The 12327-nt window shown below is 40.1% G+C and carries 13 protein-coding genes; 8 read left to right on the top strand and 5 right to left on the bottom strand.

Features of this window, described 5'->3' with window-relative positions:
- Positions 1-84: 84 nt before the first annotated feature.
- Positions 85-435 (bottom strand): HPF/RaiA family ribosome-associated protein, encoded by a 351-nt coding sequence (locus tag ODQ17_RS08140; RefSeq protein WP_001019316.1) that lies wholly within the window; start codon positions 433-435, stop codon positions 85-87.
- Between the two features lie 252 nt (positions 436-687).
- Between ODQ17_RS08140 and puuE the strand changes: the two genes are divergently transcribed.
- The 5 genes from puuE (at position 688) to ODQ17_RS08115 (ending at position 4816) form a co-directional block, all read left to right on the top strand.
- A complete protein-coding gene (gene puuE, locus ODQ17_RS08135) occupies positions 688-1653 on the top strand; it encodes an allantoinase PuuE (RefSeq protein WP_216070612.1) in 966 nt (321 codons plus the stop codon).
- 100 nt (positions 1654-1753) lie between these two features.
- Entirely contained in the window at positions 1754-2257 is a 504-nt protein-coding gene (gene uraD / locus ODQ17_RS08130; protein ID WP_005300582.1) for a 2-oxo-4-hydroxy-4-carboxy-5-ureidoimidazoline decarboxylase, read from the top strand.
- The gene (uraH, locus tag ODQ17_RS08125; protein ID WP_005300580.1) at positions 2254-2577 is read left to right on the top strand and encodes a hydroxyisourate hydrolase; all 324 of its coding nucleotides are present in this window, start codon (positions 2254-2256) and stop codon (positions 2575-2577) included. The genes uraD and uraH overlap by 4 nt, the downstream gene beginning before the upstream one ends.
- A gap of 24 nt (positions 2578-2601) precedes the next feature.
- Positions 2602-3969: a nucleobase:cation symporter-2 family protein gene (locus ODQ17_RS08120; protein WP_013196583.1), complete on the top strand. Its 1368-nt coding sequence runs from the start codon at positions 2602-2604 to the stop codon at positions 3967-3969.
- A 121-nt stretch (positions 3970-4090) separates the two neighbouring features.
- Positions 4091-4816, top strand: coding sequence for an outer membrane protein OmpK (locus tag ODQ17_RS08115; RefSeq protein WP_322902845.1), 726 nt, complete (start codon positions 4091-4093; stop codon positions 4814-4816).
- A 52-nt stretch (positions 4817-4868) separates the two neighbouring features.
- Here ODQ17_RS08115 and hpxO read toward each other — a convergent pair whose 3' ends face one another.
- The gene (hpxO, locus tag ODQ17_RS08110; protein WP_322902843.1) at positions 4869-6026 is read right to left on the bottom strand and encodes an FAD-dependent urate hydroxylase HpxO; all 1158 of its coding nucleotides are present in this window, start codon (positions 6024-6026) and stop codon (positions 4869-4871) included.
- A gap of 199 nt (positions 6027-6225) precedes the next feature.
- Here hpxO and alc point away from each other — a divergent pair, with 199 nt between their 5' ends.
- Together alc and ODQ17_RS08100 are read left to right on the top strand one after the other, a co-directional pair.
- Complete coding sequence (alc, locus tag ODQ17_RS08105) at positions 6226-7236, top strand: allantoicase (RefSeq protein WP_322902841.1); 1011 nt, start codon at positions 6226-6228, stop codon at positions 7234-7236.
- On the top strand, positions 7233-7736 hold the full coding sequence (locus ODQ17_RS08100) for an ureidoglycolate lyase (RefSeq protein WP_322902941.1): 504 nt from the start codon (positions 7233-7235) through the stop codon (positions 7734-7736). Before alc ends, ODQ17_RS08100 begins: the two co-directional genes overlap by 4 nt.
- Positions 7737-7867: 131 nt before the next feature.
- On the opposite strand, the gene parE is transcribed toward ODQ17_RS08100, so the two are convergent.
- Together parE and ODQ17_RS08090 are read right to left on the bottom strand one after the other, a co-directional pair.
- A complete protein-coding gene (gene parE, locus ODQ17_RS08095) occupies positions 7868-9751 on the bottom strand; it encodes a DNA topoisomerase IV subunit B (RefSeq protein ID WP_322902839.1) in 1884 nt (627 codons plus the stop codon).
- A gap of 14 nt (positions 9752-9765) precedes the next feature.
- A complete protein-coding gene (locus ODQ17_RS08090; protein WP_192836154.1) occupies positions 9766-10347 on the bottom strand; it encodes a YqiA/YcfP family alpha/beta fold hydrolase in 582 nt (193 codons plus the stop codon).
- A gap of 210 nt (positions 10348-10557) precedes the next feature.
- Between ODQ17_RS08090 and ODQ17_RS08085 the strand changes: the two genes are divergently transcribed.
- Positions 10558-11901: an alpha/beta fold hydrolase gene (locus tag ODQ17_RS08085; protein ID WP_005300558.1), complete on the top strand. Its 1344-nt coding sequence runs from the start codon at positions 10558-10560 to the stop codon at positions 11899-11901.
- Positions 11902-11970: 69 nt separating this feature from the next.
- Here the strand turns inward: ODQ17_RS08085 and ODQ17_RS08080 are convergent, their stop codons facing one another.
- The gene (locus ODQ17_RS08080; protein ID WP_322902836.1) at positions 11971-12327 is read right to left on the bottom strand and encodes a DUF5991 domain-containing protein; all 357 of its coding nucleotides are present in this window, start codon (positions 12325-12327) and stop codon (positions 11971-11973) included.

The raw sequence follows: 12327 nt of genomic DNA, 5'->3' as shown, positions 1-12327 counted from the left end.
ATCGCATTGCAAACCTAATGTTGTGAATAGTTTTATTTTCATCAAATATCAAAAAAGCCCCGAAGGGCTTTTTAGCATTTTCAATTAAACTTCATCATCAATGAATTCTGGTTGCCCACCTCTCGGGTGTTCTTTTTTCTCAAAAGTATGTTCGAGGCTACGTTTTAATTTTTCAATCGCGCCATGAATTGAAGCGTCAATATTTCCTGCTTTATGGTGCACTGCAACCGGTTTTAAACCTGAAGGACGCGCTTCAATCATACAGTGGATATCTTTGTCACCACCTTTGTCCCCATTTTCATCACTAAAATGAACCGAAAAATGCGTAATACGTTCGCTATGACGTTGGAATTCTTGAGTAAGTTCTGCACGTACATAAGTAATTAAACGTTCGCTGTTATGGATGTTTTTATCTGTGCGGATTTCAATATTCATAAATACCATCCTCTCTTTCTTACTGTGGATCTTTTCTATGCAAAACTTTTTTATGTTGGCATGTTTTAAGCATGCATGAACTGACTTCAATTGTACATTTTGATGGTGTAATGGTTTGTTATCTCCTGACTTAAACGTACTGGTTTTAATTTATTTTGAAGATCTTCATATCTTCAATATCAGTCCATCTATAAAAATATGCAAGCTGATTTTTTAAATTTTTATGAAAAATTGAACAAAAGGAGAGCAATCGTGTCCAAATCTTATCTATCTGGAGCCGAGCTCATTGAGCAAATTCAAAAGTCTCCTTATTCACGTGATTTGATCGGTTATCACGGACAGCCTCCACAGGTTAAATGGCCTAACAATGCTAAGATTGCAGTACAATTTGTTCTTAATTATGAAGAAGGTGGCGAAAAACATATTGAGCACGGCGATGAAGGCTCAGAACAGTTTTTATCGGAGATTATTGGCGCTGCAAGTTACCCAGCGAAACATATGTCGATGGACTCAATGTACGAATATGGTTCACGTGCTGGTTTTTGGCGCATTCATAATGAATTCCAAAAGCGCAAACTTCCAATGACTATTTTTGGAGTTGCAATGGCACTCGTCCGCAATCCTTATATTGTGGAGGCGATTAAGCAAGCTGATTATGAGGTGGTTTCTCATGGTTACCGTTGGCTTCACTATCAAGATACTGATATTGAGTTAGAAAAACAGCATATAGAACAAGCTTTATCTGTTTTAGAAAACTTGTTTGGAAATAAAGTGATCGGTTGGTACACCGGACGTGACAGCCCTAATACACGTCAATTACTTGCAGAATTCCCGCAAATTCAATACGACTCTGATTATTATGGCGATGATCTGCCTTTTTGGACGACTCTCACCAATGCTGCTGGTGCGGCACGCCCTCATCTGATTATTCCGTATACTTTGGAATGTAACGATATGAAATTCTGCTCACCGGGTGGATTTAATAGTTCAGAACAATTTTTTCAATATTTAAAAGATAGTTTTGATGTGCTGTATGCAGAGGGAGAAAATGCACCAAAAATGATGTCGATTGGAATGCATTGCCGTATTTTAGGGCGCCCAGGCCGTTTTAAAGCACTACAAAAGTTTCTCGACTATATTCAAATGCACGATCGAGTCTGGATATGTAGTCGTCAAGACATTGCTGAACATTGGTATAAAAATCACATAACTAAATAATTGATTTTTTAATTTTCCAAATTCATAAGCGAATCATGAACCCCTCTTGGCACTGTTATTGCTAAAACTCTGTATCACGACAACGAGTTTAGGAATAACAGTGTTTTTAGCCGAGTTTAATCAAGCCCCACCCGAACAACTCAAGACTTTGTTAAAAAACTGTGTCCACATTCCAGCATGGGCCGAGAAAATCACTTCAGGACGTCCCTATTCATCAAAAGCATCTCTTTTAGAGCATGCAGAAAATTTAAGTCAAATGTGGTCATGGCAAGACATTGAAACTGCTTTAGCAACCCATCCAAAAATTGGTGAACGACAAGCAAAAAAACAACTCAATGCAAAAGAGCAACATTTTTCAAATCAGGAACAAGCTGGCATTTCTTTAGATGAACAAACGCAACAAGCGCTGCTACAAGGCAACCTCGATTATGAACAAAAGTTTGGCTTTATTTTTTTAATTAAAGCAGCGGGCCTCAGTAGCGATGAGATTTTAAAAAAGCTACAAGAACGTTTACAACATGACTTAGCTATCGAAAAAGTAATTGTACATCAGCAACTCTCAGCGATTGCTCTATTACGTCTATCTCAGGAAATACAAGCATGATCAGCACTCATATTTTAGATACGAATTTAGGCAAACCAGCTGCACAAGTAGAAGTGAAGTTGTTTCATGCAGAAACCCATGAGTTGATTGCAACCGCAACCACTAATCCAGACGGTCGAGTGGGTGATTTTGAAATAACAGACTTTGCAGCAGGTGCTTATCAACTTGAATTTGAGATTGCGCCTTATTTTTCATCGCAGCAAATTAAAACTTTTTTCCCACGTGTTTGTATTCAATTTTTTGTAGAAGACATCAATCAGCATTATCACATTCCATTACTGATCAGCCCGTTTGCTTACTCCACTTATCGCGGTAGTTAATTCAAATATAAATAGGAGAAAAATATGAATCATCAGCAAAAAAATGCGATTTCTCCAGAGCATGAATATTTAGGAATTTCCAAAAGTTTTGCTTACGGGTTACAGCATGTGCTGACCATGTATGGTGGCATTGTAGCCCCGCCACTCATTATTGGAACAGCAGCTGGCTTAAGCTCAGCACAAGTCGGAATGCTCATTGCAGCTGCCCTGTTTGTAGGTGGATTGGCAACACTAATTCAGACCATTGGAACCAAATATCTAGGTGCAAAATTACCTTTAGTTCAGGGTGTGTCTTTTGCTGGCGTGGCTACCATGGTTGCCATTATCACTACAGGTGGCGGCTTACCTGCTGTGTATGGTGCGGTGATTGTCGCATCTCTGATTGGACTATGCCTTGCACCTTACTTTTCAAAAATTATTCGTTTTTTCCCACCCGTTGTGACTGGATGCGTCATCACGATTATTGGGCTATCTCTGTTACCCGTTGCGATTCGCTGGATAATGGGTGGCAACAACAAAGCACCTGACTGGGGTAGCGTAGAAAATATCTCTTTAGCCTTACTGACTTTAGGCATTGTGATTGTTCTAAATATGCTGCCGCAAGCAAGCATCCGACGTTTATCGATTTTGTTGGCTATTGTTGCTGGTACCACCCTCGCCTACTTTATGGGTTTTGGTGATTTTAGTCAGGTGAGCTCAGGCACATGGCTGCAATTTCCACACCTATTTGCATTTGGTTTGCCGACTTTCGAGCTTAGTGCAATCTTGTCGATGTTGATCGTTACCTTAGTGATTATGACGGAAACCACAGCCGATATTATTGCTGTCGGAGACATTGTAGGAACTGAAGTCGATTCGAAACGGATCGCCAATGGTGTACGTGCTGATATGTTCTCGAGTGCTTTTGCGCCTATTTTTGGTTCGTTCATGCAAAGCGCTTTTGCCCAAAATGTTGGGTTAGTTGCCATTACAGGCATCAAAAGCCGATTTGTAGTCGCAGCAGGTGGTGTCATTCTCATTATTTTGGGCCTACTCCCCATTATGGGTCGTTTGATTGCCGCGATTCCAATGCCCGTACTTGGTGGTGCAGGTTTGGTCTTGTTTGGGTCGGTTGCAGCGAGTGGAATTCGCACTTTGGCAAAAATAGATTATAACGATCAGAAAAATTTGATTATTGTCGCGACTGCTTTATCAGCAGGGATGATCCCAATTATTAACCATGAGTTTTATGCTCATTTTCCAGTTTGGGTACAAACTTTGTTCCATTCGGGCATTAGTTCAACATGTATCTTTGCTATCTTGTTGAATTTATTATTTAATCATTTACCCTCATTTCGCGGCTCGCGTACCCCACATTTAAGCCAAACAATAAACACAAGAAATACTCATTAAAGATTTAGTTTTTAGCGCCCCACTTCGGTGGGCTTTTTTTTAACCGTTGATCAAATTTGGCTTCATTTTTGCTTAAGACCCTGTATCCTTAGCGTGCTTTATTTGGGGGGAGATCATTTAAATGCAATTAAAGCAACTTGCGGCGACTTGTGCCTTGTTATCTGCAACTGCCATGGTTCAGGCAAAACCAATCTGGCAAGATTTTAGTGTGACGGGACTTTATGGTGAAAACTATGAAGTTGTAGATGACAAAGAAACCACGATTACTTTGGAATATGCTGCGAAAGTTAAATACGCTGATGTATTTTTCTTCATGGACCACATGCGCGGTGAAAATGACCACAAGAGTACTTACTTTGAGTTATCACCACGTCTAAGTTTAGGCGAAGTGTCTGGTAAAAAACTGTCGTATGGCCCAATTAAAGATGTGTTAATTAGTACTACTTGGGAAGGTAACAGTGAAGACGGCAATAACTTCGATAACTTCCTTTATGGTTTTGCAGTTGATTTAGATATCCCATATTTCCAATATGCGAATTTAAACTTCTACCGTGCAAATAATGAGAACACTGACGACGATTATCAAATGACATTCGTTTATGGGATTCCATTTAAAATCGCATCTGAAGATTTCTTGGTAGATGGTTTCCTTGACTGGTCAACTGCTGAAGGCGACCATGCCAGCGAGTTGAACTGGACAACTCAGTGGAAATGGAATGTAGGTAAACACATTTCTCCTGATACACGTCTATACCTCGGTATTGAGCACTCTGTATGGAATAATAAATTTGGTCTACAAGGCCGAGATGAAAATAACGTCAGTGCTTTGGTTAAATACCACTTCTAAAATTATGATTTAGAAGATTAAACAGCAAGGAAAATTCCTTGCTGTTTTTGTTTTAATCGAGTGGATTACCTACAATATTGCTAATAATCCCCTGCATAATATGTCCGCCTTGTTCACGGCGTAATTCTGCATACCACGCTTGTGTAACGCTTTCATCTTTCATATGAGTCACATCACAGCGTTTACGCGCACGAAGTACCAATTCATTTGCACGTTCATTGCGCTTGTTTTGATAGCGACGTAAAGCATCTTCGACACCTAAAGTGTTAATTTGCAGAGAACGCGCTAAATAAATCGCATCTTCCATCGCTTGGCAACCGCCTTGACCAATATCAGGTGTCGTGCTGTGTGCAGCATCACCCAAAATCACCACACGACCTTTATAAAATTGTGTAAACGGTTCAATGTCATGGATTTCTACCCGATTCGTCTTTTGCGGGTCTAAGCGTTCAATGAGTTGCTGTACTGGCAAACACCAATCCGCAAAATATTGTTTTAAAAGTTTTTTATAGTCATCTCGATTATTATCTAATCCTGCTGGCAAAGGCACATCTAAAAAGAAATAGAACTTACCATCTGCAACTGGCATTAAAGAAGCTCGCTTGCCTTCCCCCACATAAGTCGTCCATTGCTGAGCTGGAGCTAAATCTTCAGATATTTCAACCAAGCCATTCCAGTTCACATAACCCGCATAACGGCGCTGTACTTGCTGACCCAACACATAGGCACGAGTCATTGAATGAGTACCATCCGCCCCAATCAGTAAGTCAGCTTGCGTTGAACTGCCATCTGCAAAATGGACCTCAACATAATCGGTCTTGTCTTCAAGGCTGACCATTTTCTTGCCTAAATGAATCTGATCTCTGCCAAATTCATCCATCAGCATATTTTGTAAATCGGCACGTGCAACTGGATAAGGTCTTTGGCCTACTTCTTCAATTAATGGTAGTAAACTGAATTGTGTCATCACATCTCCAGTTAGACCATCCACATAGGCCAAATCATCCATTTGTCCACCAAGTTTGGCGATTTTGTCAGTTAATCCCAGATAGTTTAGACATTTGACACCATTCGACCACAGCGAAATTGCAGCACCGACTGGAAGAATCTTTTCAGTTTGCTCAAAAATACGAACTTGGTGACCAAATTTTTTTAATGCAATGCCTGTGGTTAGACCTCCCATTCCCGCACCAATAATCACCACATTCATAACACGCTCCTATAGATATTCACCTATAGAGTGCTTATGCTAAAAACATGCCATCCTTCAAAATTTATTTAGCTTTTCCACAAAACTGGCATGCACCATGCTTATATATTTAGGTGTAAAACTCGTCTCAGCACGCTCCGTGTTGGCGCAGTTTTAAATGAAAAATCATGTTTTTAACAAGAAATACGGATAATCCACTATGGCAACATTGCACGCTCCAGCATTTGAACTTCCTGAAATTTTGAATACGAAAACCAATTTGGCAGATGCCCGAATTGGTGCACAAGTCATTGAGTGTTCAGATGATTTCTTTGCAGAAGCAAAGCGTATGCTGCAATTTGATGCACCTATTTTTGTTGAAGATAAATTTGATGATAACGGCAAATGGATGGACGGTTGGGAAACGCGTCGTAAACGTCATGCGGGCTATGACTGGTGCATCGTAAAACTAGGTGTAAGTGGAAAAATCAGTGCACTTGATATTGATACCAGCTTTTTTACAGGAAACTATCCAGCATCTGCATCATTAGAAGCTTGTTATGCACCAAATGGTGACCTTACAGGGGCAAAATGGGAGAGCATTTTAGGAAATACGGAACTCGGCCCAAGCCAGCATCATATTTTTATGGTCAATAATGATGCACTTTTCACTCATATACGCCTCAATATTTTCCCAGATGGTGGTATTGCTCGTTTACGTGTCTATGGAGACGTTCATATTCAGGTGACTGATAGCGAGCAAACTCTTGATTTATTAGCCCTAGAAAATGGTGGCCGCGTAGTTGCCTATAGCGATGCGCACTTTGGACATCCGCGTAATTTGATTAACCCCGGTCGTGGCGTCAACATGGGCGATGGATGGGAAACCAAACGCCGCCGAGCTCCGGGTTATGACTGGTGTATTCTTTCGTTGGGTAAAAGCGGAAAAATTGAGAAACTTGAAATTGATACGGCTCACTTTAAAGGGAACTTCCCTGCCCAAGTATCCATTCAAGCGGTTTACCTTGAAAATGCTACCGATGCACAGCTGATTCCACAAAGTATGTTCTGGTCTTATTTACTTGAAGCTCAACCGATGCAAATGGACCATATTCATGAATATGTGAATGAGATTTTACAGCATGAAAAAATCTCTCATATTCGCATTAACATGATTCCAGACGGTGGTATTAGTCGTGTTCGTTTATGGGGAAAAATTGCCAAGCCATGATCATGAAGAATGTTCAAATTCAGCCTTTAACCATTGAGAACTTTCAGTCTTTCGGAGAGGTCATCTGTTGCGACGGGCATGACTTTTTTCATATTAACGATGCCCACACCGAGCGCTACCATGCGCTCGTTGAAACTGAAATTGAAGGGGAAGCAAAGGCAGGAATTAGTATTTTCCGTAATATTAAGGCCAGTGTACTACCTCTGGAAATTTCAATGCTAGAGCGCCATCCAAAAGGCTCTCAGGCATTTATTCCATTACAGCAACAAAAGTTTTTAATTATTGTCGCGCCCGCTTTAGACGAGAATACTCCCGACATTTCAAAGCTATGTGCATTTGTTTCAAATGGGAAGCAAAGTATCAATTATCGGGCAGGCACATGGCATCATCCTTTGCTTACCTTTGAGGCACCAAGTGATTTTGCAGTGGTAGATCGAATTGGAGGTGGAGCGAATTGTGATATTTTTCAATTTCCACAGACTATAAAAATTACGATCTAAATTAAAATATACAGATCTGTCTAATTTAATGATCTAAACCTTAATAGCAGAAATCGTTGTGGTGATTTCTAACAATCTTAGGTTTATATAAAAAATCCCCGTCAATTGAACGGGGATTTTTTAATTCTATTTTAAACAGTGATATCAGCTAGGTTACCCTTCTGCTCAAGCCACTGCTTACGATCTGCTGAACGTTTTTTCGCAAGCAATTTATCAAGTAAACCAGCTGTAAAATGAGCATCATCTAGATCGAGCTGAACTAAACGACGCGTGTTTGGATCCATGGTCGTTTCACGCAATTGAATCGCGTTCATCTCACCCAATCCTTTGAATCGGGTAATTTGCGGATTACGATTGCCTTTTACATTCTTCAAGATGACTTCAAGCTCATCTTCATCCAGTGCGTAATGGACATCTTTACCAATATCGATACGGAACAATGGTGGCATTGCCACATACAAATGCCCTTCTTCAACCAATGTTGGAAAGTGTTTAACGAATAAAGCGCAAAGCAAAGTCGCAATGTGTAAACCATCCGAGTCAGCATCGGCCAAAATACAGATTTTGCCATAGCGTAGTTCTGATAAATCATCACTACCAGGGTCTACACCAATGGCAATCGCAATATCGTGAACCTCTTGAGAAGCCAAAACCTCATCAGAAGAAACTTCCCATGTGTTTAAGATTTTTCCACGAATTGGCATGATAGCCTGAAAGTTTTTATCACGCGCTTGCTTGGCACTACCGCCCGCAGAGTCACCCTCGACAATGAATAGCTCACTGTCTTCACGCGTTTGTCCCACACAGTCAGCCAACTTACCCGGTAGAGCAGGGCCAGAAACAATTTTTTTACGTTCGACTTTCTTCGCTGCTTTTAAACGACGACCAGCTTTAGAAATCGCCATTTCTGCCAATTGCATGGCAATTTCAGCATGTTGGTTGAGCCAGAGTGCAAAAGCATCTTTAGCAATATTTAAAACAATATTAGATGCTTCCCGACTCGAAAGACGCTCTTTGGTTTGACCTGAAAACTGCGGTTCTTGGAACTTCAGTGATAAAATATAGTTAACACCATCCCATACATCTTCTGCCGAAAGTTTGAGGTTACGAGGCAACAAGTTACGTAGCTCACAGAACTCACGTAATGCCTCAGTTACACCTGAGCGTAACCCATTCACATGAGTACCGCCTTGCGCGGTTGGAATCAGGTTAACGTAACTTTCTTGAACCTGCTCACCGCCTTCCACATTCCAGCAAATCGCAAATTCACACGCCGCACGGTCTGCCTGACCATTACTCACAAAAGCGGGATTTGGCAAAATTTCGCGGTCTTGTAATTCATCCATCAAATAATCGACGAGGCCATTTTCAAATTGCCATTCGATTTTTTCATCGTTAATTTGATCGATATAGATAATTTTTAAACCAGCCGCTAAAACAGCTTTGGCTTTTAAATTGTGTTTAAGTGCTTTTAACGCAAATTTTGGACTATCAAAATATTTCGCTTCTGGCCAAAAATGTACCGTTGTACCTGTCGCGCGTTTTGGAGCTTTACCTTCGAGAACAGCTAAAGGTGCTACGGGTTCACCTTGCTCAAAGGCCATTTGATATAGGTTACCCTGACGTTGAACTTCGACCTCAACACGTGTTGATAAAGCATTTACAACGGAAATGCCCACACCATGCAAACCACCTGAAAACAGGTAGTTATCGGTACTGAATTTACCACCAGCATGGAGCTTAGTCAGAATGATTTCGATACCACTTTGGCCATATTCAGGGTGAATATCCACTGGCATACCACGGCCGTTATCTTCAACAGACAATGAACCATCTTTATAAACTGTGACACAGATTTTGTCGGCATGACCAGCTAATGCTTCATCAACAGCATTATCAATAACTTCTTGGGCTAAATGGTTAGGTCGAGTCGTATCGGTATACATCCCTGGACGACGACGAACAGGGTCTAAACCAGAAAGGACTTCAAGCGATTGAGCCGTATATTGTGTCACGTTGTACGTTTTCCTTATTTGATGGTGTGCGCAAAGAATTCGATCACTAACGGTAATTTTTCTTCAAAATCTTCCATAGCATGATTGCCATGAGCATCCGTCAAAATCAATGAGGATGGCGTTGCAGCACTATAATAGCGTTGTGCTTGACGATAATCCAAAATTTCGTCGCCTTGTTGCAACAAGACGAGTATTTTGTCAGCATTTTCAGGTTGTTTCAGTTCCAAGTGTTGTAATTGTCGCAACTGAATATGGTCAATTGACCATTGATCATTCACCACATAGGGCATGCTTTCAACTTGGAATAACTCATCAAACAACTTCCATGGTTGCATAGCAGGGTTAATCAGTACAGCCGGAATATTATATTTCGCGACAAAATATGTCGCAAAAAACCCGCCGAGACTACTACCAACTAAAGCCACGTCTTGCAACGATTCAATCAGCGCTGAAACTTGCTCTACCACTAGATTAGGAGATCTGTTTAGGTCTGGCAAATGCACATTTATGCCTAATTCGCTACAATACTGCTTCAGGCTTAGCCCTTTAATTGAAAGAGCGCTACTATTAAAGCCATGGAGGTAGATAATATTCATATATTTCCCTCTAAATTGAGAATAAACTCACATTTTTGTTCTCAGTTTGTATATAAAAACACTATTGTCAGACAAGAAAAACCACTCAACTAACCATTCATCAGTATTTTAAAAACATGTGTTATTTAAACTACTAAGATGGAAACGTTTACTGCCGTTGATAAAAAGTACAGCTTAAAACGTCGGTTATAACGTATATGGGGAAAAGATATGCCGAGCTTAACACCACTACATGAAACTTATTGTAAATGGGATCGTACGCCACCGAGTCAGGCAGACGTACTAGAAGGTTTAGCTCAACTGTTCAGTACCAGCTTAAATGGTGTACATGAATTAATACAAGTTATTAATATTGAAGTATTAAAAAATGCTTTTGGTGTGAGCACACAAAATGCTAAAAACTTTCAAAAACGACCATTTGTGCAAAAGGCATATCAATTTTCTTATGGCGCTTTACAAAAATATGGTAGCCACTTTTTAGCGCCAAGTTTACGTCACATTATTGAAAAATATCCCACACTTCACGAAAAACCACTCACCCCGAGCTTACATTTTTTAGTCGGAATTTTGAATGGAATTTTTGGGGATTATCTACTTAAACAACATAGCCCTCTCGCTTTACCAATGGTCCTATACGATCACTACGGTGCAATACAACAAGGGGAACTTGCAGGACGTATTGTAATTTTGGTTCATGGTTTATGTATGAATCATCTGAGTTGGTCAAATGCACATTATGGGGGTATTGGGGAGCGTCTGTTAGCACAGCGCGACCATAACACGATGCTGTATTTAAACTACAATACAGGTCGACGCATTTCAGCCAATGGACGCAGTTTTTCAAATTTATTAGAAGATTTGGTACAACGTAATCCAAGAATTACCAGTATTGATATTATTGGCCATAGTATGGGTGGACTGGTTTCTCGTAGCGCCTTGTTTTATGGCAAACAAAACATGTATCAATGGATTCATATGGTCGAGAATCTAGTCTGCATTGGCTCTCCACATCATGGTGCAGTGTTGGAGCGCTTTGGCTTTACCATACAAGATAAACTCGGGGCCTTCCCTTTTGTGGGTTTACTCGGTCAACTAGTTAATATTCGTAGTAATGGCATTTTAGACTTACGCCACGGTAGCGTTCGTGATGACGACTGGGAATATATGGATGCTCGAATTGGCATGATGGATGATAACCGCGCTCCTGCTCCACTGCCTTCCCATATCAATACCTTTTTAGTGGCAGGCACACTCGAATTTGAAAAAGTACGTAACAAAGCATTGACCGTAATTGGCGATTACTTGGTGAGTGTGAAAAGCGCGCTAGGCGAACATCCAAATCCACGTTTTCAGCTCAAAGTTCCAGATTCTCATAAAGCCGTGTTTTATGGCTTAAATCACTTTGAAATTCAGTATCACTCGAGTGTTGCGGAACAAATTACTCGCTGGCTATATCCTAATGTTAATGATTATGTGCAAGAAGGTATTCAAACCCATATTATTGATATGCCGAACTATACGCTCGAAGATTTAGAAGGAATTGTAGAGACGTAAAAAAAAGCCCAACTTAAGTTGGGCTTTTTTACAGAATCTGAAAATATTTTAAAAAGAGCTCTATAACTATTATTTATCTTTAAAAAATAAGTTGTCTTTACTATCTAAAACTTCATCAGAATAAAGATAGTATTTTCCTTTCTTAAAGACTACTTTTCCTAACTTTTCACCACTTTGAACATTAAAGAAATATAGCTCGTTATTTTTCTCTTTTACTTTGCACATATAGGATTTATCAACCTGAAAACCTATAATAGAGTACACACATTTTTTTGGTGCTAATGTTAAAGTTGACTCTATCGTCGCAACATTTCCACTAGGTAGCTCCTCTGAACTATAATAGTGATATGTACCATTCCATATTTCTGTATTTGCAAATGTATGATTAGCAAATAGTAAAATTAAGAACAATATTGAATATTTCAT

It is taken from the genome of Acinetobacter sp. IRS14 (assembly GCF_034650275.1).
GTDB lineage: Bacteria > Pseudomonadota > Gammaproteobacteria > Pseudomonadales > Moraxellaceae > Acinetobacter > Acinetobacter oleivorans.
This window is presented reverse-complemented; position numbering and strand designations above follow the sequence as displayed.

Excerpts from the sequence above, each read along its gene's own strand:
- ODQ17_RS08140 (WP_001019316.1), bottom strand. The coding sequence starts at position 435 with ATGAATATTGAAATCCGCACAGATAAAAACATCCATAACAGCGAACGT.
- uraH (WP_005300580.1), top strand. The coding sequence starts at position 2,254 with ATGATCAGCACTCATATTTTAGATACGAATTTAGGCAAACCAGCTGCA.
- ODQ17_RS08120 (WP_013196583.1), top strand. The coding sequence starts at position 2,602 with ATGAATCATCAGCAAAAAAATGCGATTTCTCCAGAGCATGAATATTTA.
- ODQ17_RS08115 (WP_322902845.1), top strand. The coding sequence starts at position 4,091 with ATGCAATTAAAGCAACTTGCGGCGACTTGTGCCTTGTTATCTGCAACT.
- hpxO (WP_322902843.1), bottom strand. The coding sequence starts at position 6,026 with ATGAATGTGGTGATTATTGGTGCGGGAATGGGAGGTCTAACCACAGGC.
- alc (WP_322902841.1), top strand. The coding sequence starts at position 6,226 with ATGGCAACATTGCACGCTCCAGCATTTGAACTTCCTGAAATTTTGAAT.
- ODQ17_RS08100 (WP_322902941.1), top strand. The coding sequence starts at position 7,233 with ATGATCATGAAGAATGTTCAAATTCAGCCTTTAACCATTGAGAACTTT.
- ODQ17_RS08090 (WP_192836154.1), bottom strand. The coding sequence starts at position 10,347 with ATGAATATTATCTACCTCCATGGCTTTAATAGTAGCGCTCTTTCAATT.
- ODQ17_RS08085 (WP_005300558.1), top strand. The coding sequence starts at position 10,558 with ATGCCGAGCTTAACACCACTACATGAAACTTATTGTAAATGGGATCGT.
- ODQ17_RS08080 (WP_322902836.1), bottom strand. The coding sequence starts at position 12,327 with ATGAAATATTCAATATTGTTCTTAATTTTACTATTTGCTAATCATACA.